25 protein-coding genes are annotated in these 23,598 nt (G+C 66.5%); 6 read left to right on the top strand and 19 right to left on the bottom strand.

The window, feature by feature from the left end; genetic code table 11:
• Positions 1 to 56: 56 nt before the first annotated feature.
• From KDD17_RS18715 to KDD17_RS04265, 3 genes are all read right to left on the bottom strand, one after another.
• On the bottom strand, positions 57 to 203 hold the full coding sequence (locus KDD17_RS18715) for a hypothetical protein (protein ID WP_254796888.1): 147 nt from the start codon (positions 201 to 203) through the stop codon (positions 57 to 59).
• Positions 200 to 631: a toxin-activating lysine-acyltransferase gene (locus tag KDD17_RS04270; RefSeq protein ID WP_254796887.1), complete on the bottom strand. Its 432-nt coding sequence runs from the start codon at positions 629 to 631 to the stop codon at positions 200 to 202. Before KDD17_RS04270 ends, KDD17_RS18715 begins: the two co-directional genes overlap by 4 nt.
• A 298-nt stretch (positions 632 to 929) precedes the next feature.
• Positions 930 to 2,369, bottom strand: a complete 1,440-nt coding sequence (locus KDD17_RS04265) for an aldehyde dehydrogenase family protein (RefSeq protein ID WP_212705435.1) — start codon at positions 2,367 to 2,369, stop codon at positions 930 to 932.
• A 200-nt stretch (positions 2,370 to 2,569) separates the two neighbouring features.
• On the opposite strand from KDD17_RS04265, the gene KDD17_RS04260 reads away from it, so the two are divergent.
• Positions 2,570 to 4,084 (top strand): PAS domain-containing sensor histidine kinase, encoded by a 1,515-nt coding sequence (locus KDD17_RS04260; protein WP_212705434.1) that lies wholly within the window; start codon positions 2,570 to 2,572, stop codon positions 4,082 to 4,084.
• Between the two features lie 3 nt (positions 4,085 to 4,087).
• On the opposite strand, the gene ureG is transcribed toward KDD17_RS04260, so the two are convergent.
• From ureG to KDD17_RS04180, 16 genes are all read right to left on the bottom strand, one after another.
• Positions 4,088 to 4,711 (bottom strand): urease accessory protein UreG, encoded by a 624-nt coding sequence (gene ureG, locus KDD17_RS04255; protein ID WP_212705433.1) that lies wholly within the window; start codon positions 4,709 to 4,711, stop codon positions 4,088 to 4,090.
• Complete coding sequence (locus tag KDD17_RS04250) at positions 4,708 to 5,349, bottom strand: urease accessory protein UreF (protein ID WP_212705432.1); 642 nt, start codon at positions 5,347 to 5,349, stop codon at positions 4,708 to 4,710. The genes ureG and KDD17_RS04250 overlap by 4 nt, the downstream gene beginning before the upstream one ends.
• Positions 5,339 to 5,812 (bottom strand): urease accessory protein UreE, encoded by a 474-nt coding sequence (locus KDD17_RS04245; protein WP_431358138.1) that lies wholly within the window; start codon positions 5,810 to 5,812, stop codon positions 5,339 to 5,341. The genes KDD17_RS04250 and KDD17_RS04245 overlap by 11 nt, the downstream gene beginning before the upstream one ends.
• Before the next feature lie 7 nt (positions 5,813 to 5,819).
• Positions 5,820 to 7,529, bottom strand: a complete 1,710-nt coding sequence (ureC, locus tag KDD17_RS04240; RefSeq protein ID WP_212705430.1) for an urease subunit alpha — start codon at positions 7,527 to 7,529, stop codon at positions 5,820 to 5,822.
• Between the two features lies 1 nt (position 7,530).
• On the bottom strand, positions 7,531 to 7,899 hold the full coding sequence (locus KDD17_RS04235) for a lysozyme inhibitor LprI family protein (protein ID WP_212705429.1): 369 nt from the start codon (positions 7,897 to 7,899) through the stop codon (positions 7,531 to 7,533).
• Entirely contained in the window at positions 7,896 to 8,207 is a 312-nt protein-coding gene (locus KDD17_RS04230) for an antifreeze protein (protein ID WP_212705428.1), read from the bottom strand. The genes KDD17_RS04235 and KDD17_RS04230 overlap by 4 nt, the downstream gene beginning before the upstream one ends.
• Entirely contained in the window at positions 8,204 to 8,509 is a 306-nt protein-coding gene (locus KDD17_RS04225; RefSeq protein WP_212705427.1) for an urease subunit beta, read from the bottom strand. The genes KDD17_RS04230 and KDD17_RS04225 overlap by 4 nt, the downstream gene beginning before the upstream one ends.
• Before the next feature lie 9 nt (positions 8,510 to 8,518).
• Entirely contained in the window at positions 8,519 to 8,821 is a 303-nt protein-coding gene (locus tag KDD17_RS04220) for an urease subunit gamma (protein WP_212705426.1), read from the bottom strand.
• Positions 8,821 to 9,684, bottom strand: coding sequence for an urease accessory protein UreD (locus KDD17_RS04215; RefSeq protein WP_212705425.1), 864 nt, complete (start codon positions 9,682 to 9,684; stop codon positions 8,821 to 8,823). Before KDD17_RS04215 ends, KDD17_RS04220 begins: the two co-directional genes overlap by 1 nt.
• A 63-nt stretch (positions 9,685 to 9,747) precedes the next feature.
• Positions 9,748 to 12,360: an AAA family ATPase gene (locus tag KDD17_RS04210; protein ID WP_212705424.1), complete on the bottom strand. Its 2,613-nt coding sequence runs from the start codon at positions 12,358 to 12,360 to the stop codon at positions 9,748 to 9,750.
• The gene (locus KDD17_RS04205; protein WP_212705423.1) at positions 12,357 to 13,493 is read right to left on the bottom strand and encodes a metallophosphoesterase family protein; all 1,137 of its coding nucleotides are present in this window, start codon (positions 13,491 to 13,493) and stop codon (positions 12,357 to 12,359) included. Before KDD17_RS04205 ends, KDD17_RS04210 begins: the two co-directional genes overlap by 4 nt.
• A gap of 85 nt (positions 13,494 to 13,578) precedes the next feature.
• Entirely contained in the window at positions 13,579 to 14,571 is a 993-nt protein-coding gene (locus tag KDD17_RS04200) for an ABC transporter ATP-binding protein (RefSeq protein WP_212705422.1), read from the bottom strand.
• Complete coding sequence (locus KDD17_RS04195) at positions 14,568 to 15,542, bottom strand: ABC transporter ATP-binding protein (protein ID WP_212705421.1); 975 nt, start codon at positions 15,540 to 15,542, stop codon at positions 14,568 to 14,570. The genes KDD17_RS04200 and KDD17_RS04195 overlap by 4 nt, the downstream gene beginning before the upstream one ends.
• Positions 15,539 to 16,363, bottom strand: a complete 825-nt coding sequence (locus KDD17_RS04190) for an ABC transporter permease (protein ID WP_254796938.1) — start codon at positions 16,361 to 16,363, stop codon at positions 15,539 to 15,541. The genes KDD17_RS04195 and KDD17_RS04190 overlap by 4 nt, the downstream gene beginning before the upstream one ends.
• Before the next feature lie 49 nt (positions 16,364 to 16,412).
• Positions 16,413 to 17,387 carry an ABC transporter permease gene (locus tag KDD17_RS04185; protein WP_212705420.1) on the bottom strand — a complete coding sequence of 325 codons (975 nt, stop codon included), beginning with the start codon at positions 17,385 to 17,387 and terminating at the stop codon, positions 16,413 to 16,415.
• A gap of 69 nt (positions 17,388 to 17,456) precedes the next feature.
• Positions 17,457 to 19,049, bottom strand: a complete 1,593-nt coding sequence (locus tag KDD17_RS04180; RefSeq protein ID WP_254796886.1) for an ABC transporter substrate-binding protein — start codon at positions 19,047 to 19,049, stop codon at positions 17,457 to 17,459.
• A 157-nt stretch (positions 19,050 to 19,206) separates the two neighbouring features.
• Here KDD17_RS04180 and KDD17_RS04175 point away from each other — a divergent pair, with 157 nt between their 5' ends.
• The 5 genes from KDD17_RS04175 to KDD17_RS04155 are packed head-to-tail and all read left to right on the top strand — an operon-like array spanning position 19,207 to position 23,587.
• On the top strand, positions 19,207 to 19,749 hold the full coding sequence (locus KDD17_RS04175) for a MarR family winged helix-turn-helix transcriptional regulator (RefSeq protein WP_212705418.1): 543 nt from the start codon (positions 19,207 to 19,209) through the stop codon (positions 19,747 to 19,749).
• Positions 19,746 to 20,447, top strand: a complete 702-nt coding sequence (locus KDD17_RS04170) for a creatininase family protein (protein WP_212705417.1) — start codon at positions 19,746 to 19,748, stop codon at positions 20,445 to 20,447. Before KDD17_RS04175 ends, KDD17_RS04170 begins: the two co-directional genes overlap by 4 nt.
• A complete protein-coding gene (locus KDD17_RS04165) occupies positions 20,444 to 21,445 on the top strand; it encodes a ketopantoate reductase family protein (protein ID WP_212705416.1) in 1,002 nt (333 codons plus the stop codon). Before KDD17_RS04170 ends, KDD17_RS04165 begins: the two co-directional genes overlap by 4 nt.
• A 22-nt stretch (positions 21,446 to 21,467) precedes the next feature.
• Entirely contained in the window at positions 21,468 to 22,184 is a 717-nt protein-coding gene (locus tag KDD17_RS04160; RefSeq protein WP_212705415.1) for an SDR family NAD(P)-dependent oxidoreductase, read from the top strand.
• Positions 22,181 to 23,587: a M20/M25/M40 family metallo-hydrolase gene (locus tag KDD17_RS04155; RefSeq protein WP_212705414.1), complete on the top strand. Its 1,407-nt coding sequence runs from the start codon at positions 22,181 to 22,183 to the stop codon at positions 23,585 to 23,587. The genes KDD17_RS04160 and KDD17_RS04155 overlap by 4 nt, the downstream gene beginning before the upstream one ends.
• Positions 23,588 to 23,598 lie beyond the last annotated feature (11 nt).

The raw sequence follows: 23,598 nt of genomic DNA, 5'->3' as shown, positions 1-23,598 counted from the left end.
GCCACACGTCTTTTGCCCCGCGCGATCACCGCCCCCGCCCCATCGGGTCGCGTGGTTTAGCCATCGGTCGCTTCGGTCTGCGTGGCCGCGGCCTCCCTTGCGCCCGTCATCCGGGTCAACATCTCGCGATCGACCAACCGCCCGACGATGGGATGCACGCGCAGCTCCCCCTCACCCGCGACCTGACGGAAATTCGCGATCACCGCCCTGTGGTCTTTTGGTCCGAGGCGATCACGTCGAACAGCCAGTTGATCTTGCCGGACGTCCAATCCTCGGATTTCAGCCGCAGCGGGAACACGCCCGCCTTGATCTGGTCGCGGATCTTGGCATCGACTTCTTCGGAAACGCTGGCCCAGATCGCCATGCCGGCCACATCGCGCACGGCGTTCTTGTCCCCGTTGGGATAGGCCATCGCGATGCGGTCGCGCATCAGCGGGTCGAGAATCAGGTGCTGCAGATCCGCCAGCGAGGAGTGGCGATAGCGCGCCAGCGCCGTCATCGCCATGGCGACCGCGCCAAAATTCTCACGCACCTGCGTGCGCAGGCCCACAAGCTTTTCCATCACCTCTGGATCAGGCTGATCGACCCGCGCCCCATTTTTGTCGGCGCCGTTCAGCGTTTCGTCACTCATGCCCACACCCGTTCCCGTTCATCATGATTGTCCTATCAACCAATATCACGAACCCGTGAGAAGGGAACGAAAATCCACCCTATGGTTGAAGAATAGCCATGGAGTTTTCGCAATAAAATGCAGCGTTACTAGGCTATTACCGCCCTGGTTGCATCAAGGTGCACGATGCTCGCGCAAGCGAACGTGGTGCGCTGTCGCGGCGGGGGCCCAGAATCGCGGCCCCATTCCCGTACCCCAAAGAAAAAGGCGCGCCACCAAGGGGGACGCGCCTTTCAACGACTTCACGGTCTGGAGACGCCTATTCGGCGGGCCAGCCACCGATGGCGCGCACTTCGAGGAACTCGTCGAGCCCCCAGCGGCCGCCTTCGCGCCCGTTGCCCGACTGCTTCATCCCGCCAAAGGGAGCACCGGCACCGCGCCCTTTACCGTTCATGTCGACCATCCCAGAGCGGACCGCCCGCGCAACGCGGCGTGCGCGCTCGGGATCGGTGGTCTGGATGTAGTTGGTCAGCCCATAGTCGGTATCGTTGGCGATCTCGATGGCTTCCTCTTCGCTGTCGAACGGCATCATCGACAGCACGGGGCCAAAGATTTCCTCGCGCATGACGGTCATCTGGTTGTTGCAATCGGCAAAGACGGTGGGTTTGACAAAATACCCGCGGTTCAGACCGTCCGGACGGCCCACGCCGCCCGCAACCAACCGCGCACCTTCGTCGATGCCCTGCTGTATCAGATCCTGCACCTTGTCGAACTGCATCTTGCTGACCAGCGGCCCGATGTGGCGACCGGATTCGGATGCGGCGTTCACCGATGTCGCCTCGGCGGCGGCCTTCGCCTCCTCCACGGCCTGGTCATAGCGCGAGCGTTCGACCAGCATCCGGGTCGGCGCGTTGCACGACTGACCGGTGTTGTTGAAGCAACGGATGATGCCCTGTTTGACGGCCTTCTCGTCGGCATCGGCAAAGACGATGTTGGCGCCCTTGCCGCCCAGCTCGAGGCTGACGCGTTTGATCGTGTCGGCGGCGGCCTTGGTAATCAGGCGGCCCGCGCGGGTCGAGCCGGTAAAGCTGACCATATCGACGTCCTTGTGCGACGACAGCGTGCTGCCCACCCCGGCACCGTCGCCGTTGAGCATGTTGTACACACCCGCGGGCACACCCGCCTCATCCATGATTTCAGAGAACAGGATACCCGACAGCGGCGATTGCTCGGACGGCTTGAGGATCGACGTGCAACCCGTTGCAAGCGCTGGGATAACCTTGAGCACGATCTGGTTCATCGGCCAGTTCCACGGCGTGATCAGCGCGGTGACGCCTATGGGCTCGTGGATGATACGGGTGTCTTCCTCACCGGGGCGCAGCGGCTCTTCGAACTCGAAGGATTTGAACGCCTCGATAAAGGCTTTCAGGTGGCCTGAACCGGCACCCGATTGCTGGGTTTTGGACATATCGATGGGCGCGCCCATCTCGGTGCTGATCGCGGCCCCCATCTCGTCTGAGCGGCGCATGTAGACGTCCAAAATGCTTTCCAGGAGTTCCAGACGCTCTGCCTTGGACGACAAGCGCCACTTGGGGAACGCAGCCTTGGCGGCGGCGATGGCGGCATGGGTGTCGGCCTCGCCACCCAGCGAAATGGCGGCGACGACCTCTTCGGTGGAGGGATCGATGACATCAAAGCGCGTGCCGTCCTGCGGAGCGACCCAGGCGCCGTTGATGTAGAAATTTTCGGCATTTTTCATGGTGGTTTCCTTTCGGTTCCGATTTGGGCGTAGTTTCATTGCTTGGCAAGGCGGCGCAAGGCCATTCTTCATGCAAGCGCGCGATACCGCGATGCGCGAAAACCGCGATTCTCAATAATTTTGGATTTTAGCGAGATTAATTTTTACGCAGGCAAAGAAATATTGCATCATCAGCCAAATTCCGCAGCGGGCAGACAGCTATGAAAAAGTCGAGCAAGACAGCGCAGACTTCCGGAACGGGCGACACGGAATTCGCCCACGGTGCGGGGGTTCAGGATCTGGGCGCGCTGGATCCCATGCAGATTTTTGAAAGCGCCGTCGCGATGGTCACGATTGTGGGCACCGACGGGCTGATCGAACGCGCAAACCCGCATTTCTGCGCGGCTCTCGGTTACCCCGAGGACGCCGTCATCGGCAAAAGCACGGCAGATTTCTATGCGCCCAGCGAAACCGTGCGTTTTGACGACATTCACAGCGTGCTGACCTCCGGCCAATGCTGGATCGGCAAACAGCGCATGCAGCGTGCGAGTGGCGCACAATTCTGGGTGCGCACGACGGTCTACCCGGTGTTTGACGCTGCGGGCAGGCATTGCCGCTCGTTGTCCGTCCGCTTTGACATCAACCGCGAAGAACAAGCCAGATCCGACCGGGATATGCTCGACGCGCTGGATCTGTTTCGCGACGAGATGTTCATCATCACCTCGGACTCGTTGCGCTTCACCTATATCAACCGCGCCGGGCTCGAGACATTGGGCTGGTCGCGCGATGACATGACCGGTCAGACCATCGACCGCGCCGCCCATCTGTTCGAGCGCGACAGCTTTGTCGCGCTCACCACCCCCCTGCTGCGCGGCGCCGTGCCCGAAGTGTCCTATATCCGCGAGGACGGGGCCCGCGCCTACGAGGTAACGCTGCGCCTGACCACGACCGAAGGCAAGGCACAGCGCTTTGTCGCGATCGCCCGCGACATCTCGGAACGGCTTGCGCTGGAGCGGGCAAAGGCCGATTTTACCGCCACCGTCAGCCACGAGTTGCGCTCACCGCTGACCTCGATCAAGGGGGGCATCGGGCTGGTCCTGTCGGGTGCGGCTGGCGCGCCCACCGACAAGGCCCGCAGCCTGCTGGAAATCGCGCATCGCAACGCGGACCGGCTGGTGCTGATCGTCAACGACATGCTTGATCTGGAAAAGATCGCCGCCGGGCAGATGACCTTCAACATGAAGCGCGTTGCGGCCCGGACGCTGATGACCGACGCCATTGACGCAAACGCCGGCTATCTCGCGCAGTACGGCGTTATCGCCCGCGCCTGTAGCGACGACATGGCGACCCAGATCGATTGCGACCCTGACCGGATGCTTCAGGTGCTGGGCAATCTGATCACCAACGCGGCCAAATTCTCGGACGAGGGTCAGGAAATCCGCCTGGATCTGCGCAGCGACCGCGACACGCTGACCTTCACGGTGCAGGATTTCGGTACCGGCATCCCGGCAAGCGCGCAGGCCACGATCTTTGATCGCTTCACTCAAGCCGGTTCGCAGACACGCGCGCGCAGCGGCAGTACGGGCCTGGGGCTCAGCATCGTCAAGGCCATCGTCGACAGCCACGGCGGACATATCGATATGCACAGTGTCGAGGGCGAGGGCACGCGTTTCGACATTACGCTGCCCAAACGCCAAAGCGATAACGGCAACAGCCCGGCACAACGCGCGGGCTGAGGGTCAGGCAGGCACCCGCAACCCGCCCACGGACACGATCAGATCGACCACCGCGTCGATCCCTTCGCCGTGGCGCAATGCGCAAAAGGCCACGGGCCGCGCACCGCGCATCCGCGCCGCATCGCGGGCCATCACCTCCAGCGAGGCACCCACGTGCGGCGCCAGATCGGTTTTATTGATCACCAGAAGATCGGATTTGGTGATCGCTGGGCCGCCCTTGCGCGGGATCTCCTCTCCCGCCGCCACGTCGATCACGTAAAGCGTCAGATCGGCCAGTTCGGGGCTGAACGTTGCCGACAGGTTATCTCCCCCGCTTTCGATCAGGATCAGCTCGACCTCCGGGTGGCGCCGCTGCATCTCGGCCACGGCGGCAAGGTTGATCGAGGCATCCTCGCGGATCGCCGTGTGCGGGCAGCCGCCCGTCTCGACCCCGATGACCCGATCCTGCGGCAGCACCTGCATGCGCATCAGCGCCTCGGCGTCCTCTTGCGTATAGATATCGTTGGTAATCACCCCCATCGACAGCTTGTCGCCCAGCGCGCGCGCCAGCGCCGCCGTCAGCGTTGTCTTGCCTGCCCCGACGGGCCCCCCGATGCCCACGCGCAGCGGGCCGTTCATCTTGCTCATGTGCGAAAAATCCTTGGCTCAAGTGTTTCGTGGCGCATCGCCGCGATATCCGCCGCAAAGGCGCAGGCGCCCAGATCCTCCAGCGGTATACCAGCGCTGGCCGTGGCCACCTCTGCGGCGGTCTGGACAAGCGTTGCGGTCATACGCTGTCCTTCGGTCTGGCCCAGCGGCACCGCACGCACCGCGCAGGACACCAGATTGGCCGCGAAGGATTGCAGATACATCGTGACGGTCAGGTCCAGCGGCAGGTCCATCTGCCCCGCGGCATATCCCACGGCAACCGGATGGGTCAGCGGTGGCACGTCGATCCCCCAGATCGCGGAGGTCGTGAGGGCAAAAGCCACGCCCTGCTGCACCGTCTCCTCTAACCGCTCTGCGCTACCGGCGTAGGCGCGCGCGATGGCGTCGACCTCACGCACCCCGCTTGCGTCGCTCCCAAACCCCGCGCGCAGCAGCACCGCATCCGACTGCCCCGCCCCGTGGCGCAGCACGGCGCCGATCCACGCCTGCACCCCCGCCGCGTCGTGCAGTGTGCGCGCGGCGATCTCCGTTTCCATCCCGTGGCTGTAGGCAAAGCTGCCCAGCGGATAGGCGGGCGACATCCACTGTGTCAGGATCAGCGTCGCCTCAGTGCTCATGCGCGGTCGCGACATGTTCGTGGCTATGCGTGCGCCCGTGACCGTAGGCGCCGCCTTCGGGGGTGAAGGGGGCGGTGATCTCCTCCAGCGCGGCGCCCACGTGGCCCAGCATATGCGCAATCACCGGATCGTTGCGGATCAGCAGATGATCGTCGCCGACCTGACAGGGCGTGTGCCGATTGCCGATGTGCCAGGCGAGCCGCGCAAGGTTCGGCCCTGTCACCCGCAACAAAGGCTCGGGTGCTGCACGCACCGCGATGCGCGCACCGCTGTCGCAGGCCAGCACGTCGCCGTCCTCCAGCGAGGTCGTGCTTTCGAGATCCACTAGCACCCGCGTGCCGCCGTCCGCCGTCAGCACCTTGCGCCGCAGAAAACGGGCCTCGTAATCGAGCGAGATACGATCCGCCACCTGCCCCGCCTCAGCGGCGCGCAGGACCGTTTGTGCCAATTCGTCGTGCATCATCGTCCCCTCAAAACAGGAAATAGCGCTGCGCCATGGGCAGCACCTCGGCAGGCTTGCAGGTCAGCAATTCACCGTCAGCGCGCACCTCGTAGGTCTCGGGGTCCACCTCAACCACCGGCAACGCGTCGTTGTGAATGAGGTCTTTCTTGCCGATGGTGCGCGTGTTGGCCACCGCGACCGTCTCTTTGCCCAGACCCAGCCGCGCGCCCAGCCCGTCGGCCTGCGCCGCCGCCGAGACAAAACAGACCGAGGACGCGATGCGCGCACCGCCAAAGCTGCCGAACATGGGCCGCGAATGCACCGGCTGCGGCGTGGGGATCGAGGCGTTCGTGTCGCCCATCTGCGCCAGCGCGATAGAGCCGCCCAGCAGCACCATTTCCGGCTTCACCCCAAAGAACGCCGGGCTCCACAGGCACAGATCGGCGCGTTTGCCGACCTCGATCGAGCCCACAACATGCCCCACCCCCTGCGCAATTGCGGGGTTGATCGTGACCTTGGCGATGTAGCGGCGCACGCGGAAATTGTCGTTGTCCCCCGTCTCTTCGGGCAGGCGCCCGCGCTGCTTGCGCATCTTGTCGGCGGTCTGCCAGGTGCGGATCAGCACCTCGCCCACGCGCCCCATCGCCTGACTGTCCGAGGCGATGATCGAAAACGCGCCGATGTCGTGCAGGATATCCTCCGCCGCGATGGTTTCGCGCCGGATGCGGCTTTCGGCGAAGGCGATGTCCTCGGGGATCGCCTTGTCGAGGTGGTGACAGACCATCAGCATGTCGAGGTGTTCTTCGACCGTGTTGACGGTGAAGGGCCGCGTGGGGTTGGTGGAACTCGGCAGCACGTTGGGATCGCCGCAGATCTTGATGATGTCCGGCGCGTGCCCGCCGCCGGCCCCTTCGGTGTGAAAGGCGTGGATGGTGCGCCCGGCGATGGCCGCGCGGGTGTGTTCGACAAATCCGCTTTCGTTCAGCGTATCGGTGTGGATCATCACCTGCACGTCCCACGCATCCGCCACCGAGAGGCAGCAGTCAATCGCGGCGGGGGTCGTGCCCCAATCCTCGTGCAGCTTGAGCGCGCAGGCCCCGCCGCGCACCATTTCCTCAAGGGCTGCGGGTTGCGACGCATTGCCCTTGCCCGACAGACCGATATTCATCGCGATCCCGTCAAAGCTTTGCAGCATGCGCCCGATGTGCCACGGCCCCGGCGTGCAGGTGGTGGCCAGCGTGCCATGCGCGGGGCCGGTGCCGCCGCCGAAACAGGTGGTGATGCCGGAATGCAGCGCATCCTCCATCTGCTGCGGCGCGATAAAGTGGATGTGGCTGTCGACACCGCCCGCCGTGAGGATCCGCCCCTCGCCCGCGATCACCTCGGTGCCCGGCCCCACGATGATATCGACGCCCGGTTGCGTATCGGGGTTGCCGGCCTTGCCGATGGCCGCGATCAGCCCGTCCTTGAGCGCGACATCCGCCTTGTAGATCCCCGTGTGATCCACGATCAGCGCGTTGGTGATGACGGTATCCACCGCCCCACCCGCGCGGGTGACCTGCGATTGGCCCATGCCGTCGCGAATGACCTTGCCGCCGCCGAATTTCACCTCCTCACCGTAGGTGGTCAGATCGCGCTCTACCTCGATGATCAGATCGGTATCGGCCAGCCGGACGCGGTCGCCGGTGGTGGGGCCGTACATGGCGGCATATTGCGCGCGGGAGATGTTCTGGGGCATGTCAGTATCCGTGAAATTCGAGCAGGAGCTTCGTGCGGGCGACGGTGAGGTCCGTCAGGCAGGTGGACAGGATCAGCGGTTGCAGCGATCCGCCCTCGAACGGGCTGGCGTGCACCGCGCAGGCCGCATCGCGGTAGGCCAGCCACGCGCGCTGCGCGTCGAGCAGATCACCGCCGACGCCGATCCGGTCGCCAAAGTCCTTCGCAGGCCCCCACGCGCGGTTCAGCGCGGCATCCGCCTCGCGGTAGTCCTTGGCCGCGCAGGCGTTCATCAGCTGCTGCTGTTGGGGAGCGATGCATTCGGCGGCGGTCTGGGCCTGCACCATCGGCGCGGCAAGGCACAGCGCCGCAGCAAGAACCGCGCGCCTCATGCCTTCACCCCCCGTTTGGTCAGCCGCCGCCGGTTGGCGCGGGTGCGCGCGCGGATGGGTTTGATCGCGGCGGCGGCGATGTCATCCGCGTCGCCGCCGTTCATCATCGCGCGGTTGGCCGCCGTGTAGGATTTGACGAGCGCATCGGTCTTTTCCTCGATCATGCGGCGGTCCTCATATGGGGTGACGGACCACAGGCCCGCCATGCCCATCAGCCGCATCCCGACGACCGCCTGCGCCTCTGCCATGACCATGCTAACCTCAAGACCGTTGGCAAAAGCTTTCATCGGATCGTAGCGCTTTTTCATAAGTCCCCCATGACCTGTGCGTTAAATCCAAACACCCGCCGCGCGCCGCCAAAGGGGATCAGCGTGACCTCGCGCCGCTGGCCCGGCTCGAACCGCACGGCGGTGCCCGCCGCGATGTCGAGCCGATGTCCGCGCGCCGCATCGCGGTCAAACTCCAGCGCCGGGTTGGTTTCGGCAAAATGGTAGTGGCTGCCGACCTGCACGGGGCGGTCGCCGGTATTGGCCACCTCCAGCGTGATCGCGTCGGCACCTGCGTTGAGCGTGATCTCGCCCTCGGCGGGCATCAGTTCTCCGGGGATCATCGCGGCCTCCTATCTGATCGGGTCGTGCACGGTCACCAGTTTGGTGCCGTCGGGAAAGGTCGCCTCGACCTGGACCTCGTGGATCATCTCGGCCACGCCGTCCATGCATTGATCGCGGGTGACGATATGGCCGCCGGCCTCCATCATGTCGGCGACCGACCGCCCGTCGCGCGCGCCCTCGACCACCGCATCGGTAATCAGTGCGATCGCCTCGGGGTGGTTGAGCTTCACGCCGCGCGCGAGGCGCTTGCGCGCGACCTCGGCGGCCATGGCGACCAGCAGTTTATCTTTTTCGCGGGGGGTCAGGTTCATCAGAGCCTCCAGACAGATGGCAGGGAATGGGTGGCGAGCCGTTCGAGCACGGGGATCATCCCGCGCCGCAGGCTCAGGCTGTCGGGCGCAAGGGCCCGCAGCAGCAGGGTATCCTCGCCGCGCAGGCTGACGCCCGCCGTTTCGGGCAGCATGGCACGGATCGCGGGCAGCTGTGCGGCGGCATCGGGGGCAACGTAGATCAACGTGGCAATGGCGCCTGCCCCGCCGCCCGTGGCGGCAGCGGCAAGCACCGCATCGGCGTCGCCGTGAAGGCGCACCCCGTCGCGCACCAGCGGCACGCCCACGCGGTCCACCGCGATGCGGTCGTGCAGCGCCAGATCGTGCACAACCTCGCCCATCGCCGCGCGGCCCATCACATGCGTCTCGACCGCCAGCAGACGGGCATCGGGCGCAAGCGAGATATGCAAACGCCGGTCGAGTGCGGCGCGGTCAAACAGGATCGTCTCTTGCGGCAGCCAATGCAGCCGCGCGCCTGCCCCGACCTCAACGCGGGTGGCGATCCGCCCCGGCGTGCCATCGGCGCTGCGGTAGATCCGCTCCGCCGCCTGGGTGGTTACGCGAACATCGCTTCCCCCGGCCAGCGTGATCCGCAGATCCAGATCATCGCCGCCCGTCACCCCGCCTGCGGTATTGACCACCACCGCTTCGGCCTGCGGGCCAAACACCCGCGGCAGGATGCATTTCAGGCATCCCGACTGGCGCAGGTTCGCCACCCGCGTTGCCCCACCACGCGGCGCCAGCGCAAGCGCCACGGCGCCGATGGCGCGCGGGGCGGCAACCGGTGTCAGATCGGAGGGGCGGAGTTGTTTGATATCAAACCCTTTGCTTAAACACCCCACCATATCAGCACAGCCGCGCCCGCCACGAAAGGCTTTCCTGAGCCGCACGGCACCCGTGCCGCATTATCAGTCAATCGGCGCAACCGTCAGCTGTGGACGCGCGCCGCCCAACCCGGCAAAGGCGCGCTGACGGCAGGTAAACACGATCACCTGCTGATCCAGCGCCACGCGGTGCAGCGCGGTGAACATCCGCTCGATCCGGTCATCATCGGAATAGACCAGCGCATCGTCGAGGATCACCGGCACCGGCGTGCCCTGCCGCGCGAACAGCCGCGCGAACGCAAGCCGCGTCAGCACGGCGATCTGCTCCTGTGTGCCGCCGCTCAGCTGCGTGAGCGCTTCGGGCGTGTCACCGCGCTGCATCCCCGTGGGCAGCAGCGTGGCCGGATCAAAGCTGAGCGCGGCATCCTCGTGCAGGATCGCGAGCAGCGGCGCAAGTTCGGCCTGAATGGGCCCGAAATAGGCCTCCTGTGCGGCGCCACGGGTCTGCGCCAGCGTGTCGAGCAAGCGGCGCAGCGCCGCCGCCTCGCGCGCGAAACGCGCGGCCCGCGCCTCGGCAGTCTCGGCGCGGGCGCGGGTCTCTTCCAGCCGCTCCTCCAGCCCGTCGTCGGCCTTGCTGCGGATGCGCCCGTCCAACTCGCTGCGCTCCTGCCGCAGGCGGGCCGTCTCTTCCTGCGCGGCCTCGACGGCGCCGCGCGCGCGCGCAAGCTCGGCGGCGATGGTGTCGTGATCGGGGGCCTGCGCGATGACCTCATCCAGCGCCCCGTCCCGCTCCGCACAGAGCGCCTGCGCCTGCGCAAGCGTCCGGCTCGCGCTGCGCTCCGCCTCGGCGGCCTCTTCCTGCGCGCCGATGGCGGCACGGGCTGCGGCGTGGTCGCGTGTCGCGTCCTCCAGCCCGATCCGGGCGCGCTCGTGTGCCAGGCGCGCACCGTTCAATACCGCGTTGGCCTCCTCAAGATCGGCGGCTGTTTGCGCTTCATCGCGCACGGCCTGTGCCAGCGTCTCCGGGTCGGCGGGGGCGGCATCCGCCTCCTGCGGCGTGCCCAGACGGGCCAGTTCATCCTCGATCCGCGCGACTTCAGCGCGCAGCGGATCAAGCCCGTCGGGCGCGAGAACCGTCAGGCGCCCCTGCGCAAGCGCCATGGCGCGCTCGGCGTCTTCGCGGGTGCGCCCGGCGGCCCGCGCCGTGTCCAGATCAGGCATATCCGCCTCGGCCAGCGCTGCCGCGAAAGCGCTCTGCGCGCGCGCCTGATCCGGCGCCGCCTCATCCTCACCCGGATCAAGATCAAGCGTCCCGATCCCCGGCAGATCGAACCGCACGGGCCCGCTGAGCGCGTGCCGACCCTCGGGCAGTGCGTTGCCGTCATGGGTGATGCGGGCGGCGCCGCTGTAGTGCACGACGATAGAGGCACCGGCCTGTCCCGCCTGCACCCGCTGTGCGGCCTGCGCCGCCCGCTCGATCCCCTCCAGTACGGCCGGCGTCACGCGCATCGGGGCCAGTGCCGCGCGCGCACGCTCGGCCGCGACACGCTGCGTTTCTGCCTCGACGACGCGCGCTTGCGCCCCCTCCAACGATTTGCGCAATTCGGCGTGCAGCGCGTGCTGACCCGCCCGTGCCTGGGCCGCGCGCAACGCATCCGCGCTGCGGCGCGCCTCGGTCGCGTGTCGTTGTGCCGCGTCGGCGCGCCCCTGCGCCTGATCCAGCACCGCTTGTGCGGCAGTCTGTGCCCCCTCTGCCGCGTCCAGCGTTGCCGCGGTTTCGGTGGAGCTGCGCTGGCGCTCAAGCAACCCGTCCAGCGCGCCCTGCGCCGCATCCCTTTGCAACGCGGCAAGGGTAGCATCCTTACGCGCCGCCTCTACGCGTGCGGCATGGGCCTGTGCCTGCGCGAACGCCTCCTCGGCCTGCGCCAGGGATCGCGCCCGCGCGTCCTGCCGCTCGGCATCGCTGAGGTCCGCCAACTGCCGCGCGACCGCGGTGCGCCGGTCGAGCGCATCGCGCAAGCCCGCAACCTCGCTCGCCAGACCGTCGCGCAGCGCGCCCAGACGGTCCGCCTCCGTGATCGCCTCGGCCCAGGGACCATTGGCGCGCGGGCGGCCCGTTGCCGTGGCCAGCGCGTCGAATGCACTCTGCGCCGACGCAATCACCCGGTCCATGCGGCGCCCGCCAGTGACCATGTCGATCTCCCCCGCCACCGAGGACAGCAAGGTCTTGCGCGTCTCGTGTGACTGCGCGTTTTCGCTTTTGACGCCCGTTTCAAGCCCCGTCACGCCCTGGCGCACCCACAAAAGCCCCGCGGGCCCCGCAATCCCGGTGCCAAGCAGGTGCGCGGCCCAGCGCTCCGCCTCGTCATCCTGCGCGATGACCTGCCCGTCGCCGCCGCGCACCACCGCGCGCTGCTGGCTGGCAAAGCTTTTCTCGAAGGTGAACAGACCCTCGGGCAGTTCGATCTGCGCGCGCACCCGGACCGCCCCGCCCGAGGCCGGGCGCAGGGATCTCACCTCCTTGCCGGTCGCGTTGTACTTGGTGAACATCAGCGCGTGCAGCGCGTCAAAAAAGGTGGACTTGCCGGTCTCATTGGCCTCGCTGATGAGGTTGATACCATCCCCGATGCCGCTGAGCTCGGCGCGCTGGCCCGCGAATTTGCGCACGTTTTCGAGCGTGATCGCGCGCAGCTTCATGGCGCCACCTCTGCCGCCAGCGCGTGCAGCAGATCAAGCGCGTGGCGCGCCTCCTCACGGTCGCCGCGTGACAGATCGGGATCGACGGCCTGCGCGCCGAGGCTTTGTGCCGCCTGTCGGAGCGCGCCCCCCGTGGGATCCAGCGCCTCGATATCGGCATCGCTGTGCAGTGTCGTCAGCCCGTCAAGGTCCACATCCGCCGACAGAAAATCCGGGCTGCTCGCATCCAGCGCACGGGCAAGGGCGCGCCGCTCGCCGACGCTCAGCCGTCCCTCGGCGCGCAGGCGCAAAAGCGTGCCGTGCCGCCGGTCGCGCGGCGGCAGCATCGTCTCGATCAGGGCGGGCACATCCTCCCCCGGCGTAAGGCTGAGCAGGCTGGCGTGCCAATGCAGCGCGCCGGTGGCCACCGGTGCGACCCGAGGGGCGGCGCCCGGTGCGGCGATCTCGACCAGAAGCGCCTGCCCTTGCACGTCATGCTTGAAGCTGTCGGGCTCGGGCGTGCCGGAGTACCAGCTGCGCGCGTCGATGCGTATCTGCCCGTGCCAATCGCCCAGGCCCAGATAATCCAATCCGGCACGCGCCGCCCGGTCGGGCGCGATCACCCCGCGCGGCCCCTCCGGCGCCGCCTGCCCGAGGGCCGCAAAATCGGTGATGCCGCCGTGCCCCAGCCCGACGCGGATCTGCCCCTCCGGCGTGGGCTGATCCATGGTTTCGGTCAGATCGCGCCCGGGGCTGCGCACGGTGCAGGGCGCGGGCAGCACTGTGGCGGCCCCCAGGGCAATCGGCGACGGATCGGTCGCGAGGATCAGATTGTCGGGACGGTCCTGCGCCAGCGTGCTCCACAGAACCGTCGCCGCGAGGCTGTCGTGATTGCCCGGCATCAGCACCCATGTGATGTCTGCGTTCTGTGCCATGGCGTTGCGCGCGTGGCGCAGGATGCGCGGCGTGGGCGTTTCCTGATCGAAGGTATCGCCAGCCAGCAGAACCACCCCTGCGCCCCCGTCCCGCGCGGCCTGCGCCAGCCTGCCGAACACATCCTCGCGCGCCGCGCGCAACCGCCCGCGCGCATCATCGTCAAAACCGCCAAAGGGTTTGCCAAGGTGCAGATCGGAGCTGTGCAGAAAGCGGAACATACGAAGGCTCTCGGGTGAAGGGATCCAGAGCGTGCATCATCCCCCCAGCCTCCCTCCGGCACAAGCGCTTATTCCGGGTTTGTTCTCAATCCCGGAGCGGGTGGTGGCACGCGACCGAACGCGCGCCGTCAAGCGCGCGAAATGCAGGCACCTCGCGCGCGCAGCCCGCATCCGCCAAGGGGCATCGCGGGTTGTAGTGGCACCCCGGCGGAGGCGACAGCGGCGATGGCACCTCCCCCTCGATCGCCTGAAACGTGACCAACTCGTCCCCGTCGAGCACCAGTTTCGGCACCGACGCCAAAAGCGCCCGCGTATAGGGGTGTGCGGGGTTGTCGAATACGGCCTGTGTCTCCCCCAGCTCGACGATGCGGCCAAGATACATCACGGCCACGCGGTCGCTCACATGCTCGACCACCGACAGATCATGGCTGATGAACACGCAGGTGAGGCCCAGATCGCGGCGTAATTCAAGAAACAGGTTGATGATCTGCGCCTGGATCGAGACATCGAGCGAGGCGACCGGCTCATCACAGATCAGCAGATCGGGCTGCATGGCCAGCGCGCGCGCAATCGCCAGGCGCTGGCGCTGCCCGCCCGAGAACTGGTGCGGATAGCGGTCGGCCCAATGGGGGTCCAGCCCCACGCGCGCGAACCAGTCGGCAACGTATGTTTTGGCCTCGGCCTTGGTGGTCAGCCCGTGCGCGATGGGCCCCTCGGCCACCGCGTCGCCGACCTTCATGCGCGGATCGAGGCTGGCGAAGGGATCCTGAAACACGGTCTGTACCCGCGTCGTCGTCTTGACCCCGCCGCGCATGACCGGTGCGCCGTCCAGCGTCACATCCCCCTCCGACGGCGGCAGGATGCCGGCCATCACCCGGCCCAACGTGGATTTCCCACAGCCGCTTTCCCCCACAAGGCCCAGCGTTTCGCCCTGCCGCACCGTCAGCGCGACGCCGTCGACCGCGTGCACCACGCGTGTCTCGACATTTGCGCCCAGCTTGGCCGCGATGCGGTCGCCAAGGCTCAGCTGCGGGCCAAAGCGGCGCGAGACATCTGCGACGTTCAGAAAATCCTTCATGCGACGGCTCCTTGCGCGCCAACGGGCACGTGGCAACGATAGCTGCGTCCGGCCTCCTCCGTGGGGTCCGGCATGGTGGTGCAGGCATCCGCGCTGCGCGCGCAGCGCGGTGCAAAGGGGCAGCCGGGTGGCAGTGCCAGCAACGAGGGCGTGGTGCCGGGCACCTGCGCCAACAGCTCACCGGGCGAGGTCGAGGCCGGCAGGCTGTCGATCAGCCCGCGGGTATAGGGATGGCGCGGATCGCGCAGCAAGGCCGCCGTCGGGCCCTGCTCGACCACCCTGCCCGCGTACATGACCAACAGCTTGGACGCGAGCGATGAGACAACCGCCAGATCATGGCTGATCCAGATCACGGCAGTGCCCGTTTCGGCGGCGAGTTCCTTGACCTGATGCAGGATCTGCGCCTGGATCGAAACATCGAGCGCGGTCGTGGGCTCGTCCGCCACGATCACCGAAGGGCTGTGCAGCAGCGCGATGGCGATGGCCACCCGCTGACGCATCCCGCCCGAGAACTGGTGCGGATAGGCCTTCAGCCTCGCGGCGGGCGACGGGATGCCCACGCGGCCCAGCGCCTCGGCCGCGCGTGCATCCGCCGCACGGCGGGAGAGTTTTTCGTGCGCCTCAAGCGCCATGCGCATCTGCTGGCCGATGCTCAGCATCGGGTTCAGCGTGGCGATGGGATCCTGAAAGATCATCGAAATCTCGCGCCCGCGCCGCGCGCGCAGATCGTCCTGCGCCATGCCCACCAGCTCTGTCCCGCCCAGTTTTACGGACCCGCCGGTAATGCGTCCGGGTGCGTCGACCAGACCCAGCAGCGAAAAGCCGGTCACGGTCTTGCCCGATCCGCTTTCGCCGACGAGACCCAGAATCTCCCCCCGCTCAAGCGTGAAGGAGACGTCGTTGACCGCGCGCAGGGTGCCCGCGCGGGTAAAGAACTCGGTGCGCAGGTTTTCGACGGCCAGAACACTCATTTGCGCAACCTCGGGTTAAACTGATCGCGCACCTGGTCGCCCACGATGTTGATGGCAACGATCAGGATGATGAGCGCGATACCGGGGTAGATCGAGATCCAGTAGCGGCCCGACATCATGTAGGGAAAGCCGTTGGAAATGAGCATTCCGAGCGATGGCTCCGTCACCGGCAGGCCAAGGCCCAGAAAGCTCAGCGTCGCCTCGAGCGAGATGGAATTGGCGATCTGCACGGTGGCGACCACGATCAGCGGCGGCATGCAGTTGGGCAGGATATGGCGCAGGATCACCACGCGCGATTTCAGCGGGGTGGCAAGGGCGGCCTCGACGTAATCCTTGCGCCGCTCGGACTTTGCCGCGCCGTAGGCGGTGCGCGCGAAATAGGCGTATTGCGCTGCGACCAGCGCACCAATGAGCTGCCCCTTGCCCTGCCCCAGAAGGGCCACCAGCACCAGCGCCAGCAGGATCGCGGGAAAGCTCAGTTGCAGATCGACAATGCGCATGATCAGCGTCTCGATCCGCCCGCCGAAATAGGCCGCCGTGATGCCAAGTGCTGTGCCGATGCTCAGCGCCACGACCCCCGCAGCGATGCCGATCTGGATCGAGATGCGCAGCCCGTAGAAGATCGCGCTCAGCAGGTCGCGCCCCTGCGGGTCGGTGCCCAGCAGATGCGTATAGCCGCCCGAGCCCACGAAGCCCGGCGGGCGGCGGCTGTCCATCAGGCTCAGATTGCCCAGATCATAAGGGTTCTGCGGCGACACCAGCGGCGCGAACACCGCCAGCGCGATCATCAGGCCGCAGACGATCAGCGCGCCGACGGCGATCTTGTTTTCGCGAAATTCGGCCCAGAAACGGCCAAGGGGGTGGATGTGCTCATGCGGCGGCCTTTGTGCGCAGGCGCGGATCGATCAGGGCAAAGACCAGATCCACAACAAAATTAATGGTCACGAACAAAAGCGCGATCAGGATGAGATAGGCGACCATCACGGGCCGGTCGAGCACGGCGATGCTGTCGATGATCAGCTTGCCGACACCCGGCCAGCTGAAAATCGTCTCGGTCACCACGGCAAAGGCGAGGGTTGATCCGAGTTCAAGCCCAAAGACAGTGATGATCGGGATCGAGATGAGTTTCAAAAGGTGCCGGCGCAGGATGACACGCTCGGAAATGCCCGCGGCACGGGCGAATTTCACCGTGTCGGTCAGCATGATTTCCCGCGTCCCGGCCCGCGCGAGGCGGATCATCATGGCGAATTTGAACAGGGCGAGGTTCACGGCCGGCAGGACGATGTGGCTCAACCCGTCGATGGTGAGGAAGGACCAGCGGATGCCCCAAAGCTCCACCGTCTCTCCGCGCCCGCCCGCGGGCAGCCAGCCCAGCGAGACCGCGAAGGTCAGAATGAGGATCAGCCCGACCCAGAAGGACGGCACCGAAAAGCCCAGGATCGACACGGCCATGATCGTCTTGCTCAGCCAGCCGTCGGGGCGGTAGCCCGCGTAGATCCCGAGGCTCACGCCCAGCACGGTGGCCGAAACGACCGAGATCAATACCAGCTCAAGCGTGGCGGGAAGGCGCCCGCCGATCAGCTGCAGGACCGGCTCGTTATAGATGAAACTGCGGCCGAAATCGCCCTGCAGCAAGTTTACGACAAAGATCCCGTATTGCTCCCACACGGGGCGGTCGAGGCCCAGACGGCGGATCGCCTCCTCCCGGATTTCCTGCGTGGCGTCGGGCGGGATCACGATATCGACCGGGTTGCCGATGGCGTAGACGCCAAAAAACACGATCACCGACATCACGGCCATCACGGCGATGGCCTGCAACAGCCGCTGGATCACAAAGCCGAGCATGGGGGGCGTCCTTTAGGGGATATGCGGGGGAAAGGCGGGCCAGCATTGCGGCCCGCCCCGATAGCGTGCTTATTCGGCGGGCTTCACGAAGAACGCGAGCGTGTCCTCGTCAAAGCGCGGATCGAACTCCAGCGCGCCGGCCTTGGCGCCCCAGACCGTTTGCAGCTGCACGATCGAGATATAGGCACGGTCGGCCATGGTCAGCTCCATCGCTTCCTCATAGGTCGCGCGGCGTTCGTCGGCGTCCAGCATGGTGGCCCCGGCCTGCATCAGCTCATCCACCTTGTCGTTCTTGTACTCGATCCGGTTGAACGCGCCGAGTTTGACATCCGGGTTGTTGGAGTGTGCAAGGCTGCCCAGCGTGTAGGATGCCTCCCCCGTGAGGGTGCCCCAGCCGTTCATGAACACCGAGTATTCCAGCCGCGCCTGCGCGGGGAAATAGACGGTCTTGCTGATCGCGTTCACATCCGTGGTAATGCCGATCTGGCTGAACATTTGGCCCAGACCCTGACAGATCGCGCCATCGCCCGGCAGGCGGTCGGCGGTGCAATAGAGCTCGATCTTGAACCCGTCTGGATAGCCCGCCTCGGCCAACAGCTCCTTGGCACGCTCGGGGTTGTACTCGGGCATCGGGATATCCTCGGACGAGCCAAAGAAGCCCGGAGGCATCATCTGGTTGGCCGGTTTGCCCAGACCTTCGAGCACGATGTCGACCATGGTTTCGCGGTCAATCGCCAGATCAATCGCCTCGCGCACGAGCGGGTCGCGCAGCGGGTTTTCATCCAGTTTCGAGCCGTCGTTGGCAAAGACCTTTGGCGTGTCCTCGCGCTGGTCGAGTTGCAGGTTCATCACGTAGACGGAATCGCCCTTGATCGCATCGACCGCCGCGTCACGCTCCAGCGCCAGATAGTCGACCGATGAGACGTAGTTGACCAGATCCACCTGCCCCGACTTCAGCGCCGCGAGACGTGAGCTATCGTTGGGGATCTCCTTGCGGATGACCTGTTCCCACGCGCCCATGCCGCGCCAGTAGTCGTCGAACCGCTCCAGCACCAGATCACCCTTTGGCTCCCAGCTGACGTATTTATAGGGGCCGGTGCCGATGGTCGCCTCGCCGGAGTTGAAACCAGCGGCGGCTGTCTCTGGCGTCGAGAAATCGGCGGCCGCCTCGGAAGAGACAATGAACAGGCGCACGAAATCGAACGGCAGCGTCGCTGCCGGGCCGTCGGTGTGGATGTTGAGCGTGTAATCGTCGATGATCTCGACCTCGCTCACACGGCGCACGTAGATCGTGGTCGTCGTGGGGCCGGTCACGACCGGGATCCGCTCGATCGAGAATTTCACATCCTCGGCGGTGAAATCACTGCCGTCGTGGAATTTCACGCCCTCGCGCAGCTTGAATTCCCAGGTGTCCTCGTCAATCGGCGTCCATTCGGTCGCCAGACCCGGCTCGATCTGGAGATCGGTGCCGGACCAGACCAGCGTGTCAAAGATATGCTTGGCCGCTTCAGCGTGGCTGCCCAGCGCCGAGAAATGCGGATCAAGCGATTCCGGCCCGCCGCGCACGCCCATCGTGAGCGTCTGCGCCGAGACAGCCCCCGCGCCCAGTGCTGCCACGGCACCCGCCGCGATCAGCCTTTTGAGATTGAATGTTGTCTTCACAGTAGTCTCCCTCTGGATGAGTGCAGTATTTTCTTGTTTCTTCATTTAGGTTCCATTTGGAACTTGTTTTTCAAAACTGCTGCGGTTTACAGTATCCGTCAAGTTCTATTTGGAACTTTGTTCATTATCCGCTCCCGCTAAAGGAGATTAGCGCAGAATGACGGCAGCCTCTCCCGACACGCTGGCCCAGGACACCACCGGCAGCCCCAGCGCCATGCTGGACGCAAAACTATGGGACAATCCCTGCCCGATTTCGTTCCGCCTGAACTATCTGGGCCTGTGCTACAACGGCATGCTTTATGACTGGATCCGCGACGCCCACGGGCTGAGCCGCCCAGAATACGTGTGCCTCTATTCGCTGGCACTCTCGCCGGGCGGCACGGCGCGCGACATCTCGCGCACGTCGGGCTTTCCCAAGAATACGCTTTCACGCGCGATCAAGGCGCTGGAGAAGCGTGGGCTTATCGAACGGCGGGGCGAGGCCGACATCGGCGCGCGCAGTCAGGCGCTGCACCTCAGCCCGACGGGGCAGACCCTGTTCGATGAAACCGTCGATGTCTTTGCCGGACAGGAAAGCCGCATGTTGGCCGCGCTCGACCCGGCAGAGCGGCAGATCCTCAGCGGGCTGCTCTCGAAACTCGTGGTCAAGGCGCCCGATTGGGCCGCCGATCTCCCCTCCCCCAAAAAGGACGCCCCATGAAAATCAGTGACATGAACTGGCGCGATGTCGAAGCCGCTGCCGCCCGCGATCCACGCTGCATCGTGCCCATCGGCTCGACCGAGCAGCACGCGCAACTGTCGCTCTGCGTCGATATGATCCTGGCCGAGCGGGTGAGCGTGGAGGCGGCAGAGCCGCTCGGTGTGCCGGTCTACCCGGTCATGCCCTTCGGCCTCGCGCCCTATTTCAACGCCTACCCCGGCACCGTGTCGCTGCGCGTCGAAACCCTGCTGGCTGTGATGCGCGACGTGATCGCCTCGGTGCGGCGCGCGGGCTTCACCCGTGTGTTGATCGTCAACGGCCACGGCGGCAATGATCCTGTACGCGCGCTGGCCCAGGAGCTGATGGCGGAACACCCCGATATGTCGATCAAATTCCACAACTGGTGGAGCGCGCCCCGGACTTGGGCGGCGGTGCAGGCGACGGACACATCCGGCAGCCACGCCAACTGGATGGAGAATTTTCCCTGGACGCGCCTGCCCCACGCCCCCGCGCCTGCGGGCGAAAAGCCCCCCGTCGACATGACCGCGATGAAGGCGCGCGGCCCTGCGGCGGCGCGCGAGGTGCTGGGCGATGGCTCCTTCGGCGGCGCGTGGCAAAAACCCGACGCCGAGATGCAGGCGATCTGGGAGACTGGCGTCGCCGAAGTGCGCGACGCGCTCGAAGGGCCGTGGGCATGAACGATCCGGTCCTGATCTGGGGCGCGGGCGCCATCGGCGGCGTCTTTGGCGCGTATCTCGCGCGCGCGGGCGTGCCCGTTCTGATGGTCGACATCGTGGCGGATCACGCGCGGGCCTGCGCCACCGACGGTTTGCGCATCACCGGCCCGGTCGCGGAATTCACCCAAGTCGTCCCCTGCGTGACCCCAGATCAGCTCACCGGCACCTACAGCCGCATCGTGCTGGCGGTCAAAGCGCAGGCGACCGAGGACGCGCTGGAGATGCTGCTGCCGCATCTGGCCGAGGATGGATATGTCCTCTCCGCGCAAAACGGCCTCAATGCGCATACCATCGCCGCCCGTGCCGGCGCGGAACGCACCATGGGGGCCTTCGTGAACTACGGTGCAGATTGGCTGGGGCCGGGCGAGATCCTGCTGGGCAACCGCGCCGCCGTGGTGATCGGCGAGATCGACGGCCAGATCCGCGACCGCACCCGCGCGATGCACGCGCTCTGGCAGCATTACGAGCCTGACGCGGTGCTGACCGAGGATATATTCGCCTATCTCTGGGGCAAGATGGGATACGGCGTGATGCTCTTTGCGACCGCCCTCACCCACGACAGCATGACCGAGAATTTTGCCGATCCCGCGCGCGGCCCCGCGCTGATGACGCTTGCCCGCGAAGTCATGGCGACCGCCGCCGCCGAAGGCGTGACGCCAAAGGGGTTTAACGGGTTTGACCCTGCGGCCTTTGCCCCCGGCGCGCCGTCTGAAGCGGCCTCCGCCTCGCTCGCCGCCCTTGCCGCGCATAACGCCAAGACGGCCAAGACCCATACCGGCATCTACCGCGATCTGGCGGTGCGCAAGCGCCGCACCGAGGTCGACCCGCAGGTGGGCCGCGTGGTCAAGATCGCGCACAGCCACGGCATCCCCACGCCGCTCACCGCCCGTCTGGTCGAGCTGATCCACGACATTGAGGGGGGCGCCGGCCGCAATCCACGGCCACGTTCCACGAGCTGACCAAACTGCTGGAGAACGCCCCATGACCCGCACCGCCCTTGTCACCGGCGCCGTGGGGGGCATCGGCGCGGCCATCGCCCGCGATCTGAGCGCCGCGGGGATGGACGTGACCGTCAGCGACATGCCCGGCAGTGACCCCGGCCTCGATCTGCGCTTTGCCCCCGCCGATCTTGCCGATGCGCAGGCCGTGGCGGCGATGATCGCCGCCCTTCCCGCGCCACCCGACGTGGTGGTCAACGCCGCAGGCGGCGTGCGTGGTCAGGTGGGCCGACCGCTGGCCGAGGTTAGCGCCGAGGACTGGCGCGCGATCTTTGCAGCCAATGTCGATTCGGCCTTTCATCTGGCAAAAGCCTGCGCGCCCGCCATGGCCGCGCGCGGCTGGGGGCGGATCGTCACGATCTCCTCCGGTGCGGGGCTGCGGCCCAGCCTGACGGGGATTCAGGCCTATACGGCGGCAAAACACGCACTGGTCGGTCTGACCAAACAGCTGAGCTTTGAGTTCGCGCCCTCGGGCGTGACCGTCAATTCCGTCGCCCCCGGTTTCGTGCTCTCCAACCCCGCGACCGAACGGCAATGGGCCGCGATGGGCACGGAGGGGCAAGCGGCACTGGTGCAGCGCATCCACACAAGGCGCCTTGGCACGCCGCAGGACATCGCCAGCGCCGTCGCTTTCCTGTGCTCGGACGCGGCAAGCTGGATCACCGGGCAGATCCTGTCGGTGGACGGGGGCGTCACATGAGCTGCCGTGTCACCGACCATGCGCTGGCGACGGTGGATCGCTACCGCGAACGCCTTGCCGCCTTTACCGCCCTGCCCTCCGTCGGCGGTGACCCGGCGCAGGCGCGCGCGATGGAGGACACCCGCAGCTTTCTCGAAGGGCTGATCGCCGAGGCCGGATTTACCAATCAACGCCGCCTTGGCCCTGCGGACAGCGGGCATCAGGCACTCTATGCCGAACGGCTGGAACACCCCGGCGCGCCCACGCTGCTGGTCTACGGCCACTACGACGTGCAACCGCCCGAGCCCTATGATCTGTGGCACAGCCCGCCCTTCGAGATGACGGAACGCGACGGTCGGCTCTACGCGCGGGGCATCTCGGACGACAAGGGCCCACTGCTGATCGCGCTGCACGCGCTGGCGGCGTTTGAAGCCGTCGACGGCACCCTGCCCCTCAACGTCAAATTACTGATCGAGGGCGAGGAAGAGACCGGCAGCCCCTCCATGCCCGCGATCCTCAATGAAAACGCCGATCTGCTGTCGGCCGACGCGATGCTGTCGGCGGACGGCGGGCGCTGGCGGGCGGATCTGTTGACGCTCAACGTCGGCTCGCGCGGCAGTGGCGGGTTCGAGATCACGCTGCGCACGGCGGCCAAGGATCTGCACTCGGGCCGCTACGGCGGGGCGGTGCCCAACGCGCTGCACGAAATGGCGCGTCTGCTCGCCGGGCTGCACGATGACGCGGGCCGCATCACCTGCCCGGGATTCACCGACGGCCTGCCCGAACCGGACGCGGATGAACGGGCAGAGATGGCCAATATCCCCTTTGACGAGGGGGCCTTTGCCGACGCGCTCGGGACGGTGCCACAGGGGGAGGACGGCTACACCACGCTCGAACGTCTCTGGCTGCGGCCCACGGTCGAGCTCAACGGGATGTGGGGCGGCCACACCGGCGCGGGCGGCAAGACCGTCACCCCCGCCGAGGCGCACGCCAAGATCACGCTGCGCTTTCCCCCCGGTCAGGACGCCGCCCGCGCACAGGACGCGGTGATCGCCGATCTGCGGGCGCGCACGCCAGCGGGCGCCACCCTCGATGTCTTTGACGTGCGCCAGGCCACCGATGCGGCCAGCGTGCCGCAGGGTCACCCGCTGCTGATCGCCTGCGGCGACGCGCTGGAGGCTGTGCATGGCCACCGCCCGCGCCACGTGCGCATGGGCGCGTCCCTGCCGCTGGTGAACATGATCAAGGACGTGCTGGGGATTGAAACGGTGATGTTTTCCTTTTCCACGTCCGACGAGGATTTCCACGCGCCCAATGAATTTCTGCGCGCGGCCTCCATCCCCGAAGGCATCGCCGCCTGGGTTGCCGTGCTGCGCCGCGCGGGCGCGCTGGACGTGGATGCATTTACCCCGTATCGCGGCTGAACCAATCACCC

Origin of the sequence: Sulfitobacter albidus, assembly GCF_018200035.1 — a bacterium.
In the GTDB taxonomy this organism is placed as follows: Bacteria; Pseudomonadota; Alphaproteobacteria; order Rhodobacterales; family Rhodobacteraceae; genus Sulfitobacter; species Sulfitobacter albidus.
The sequence above is the reverse complement of the archived record's forward strand: the minus strand, read 5'-3'. Positions and strand labels throughout refer to the sequence as shown.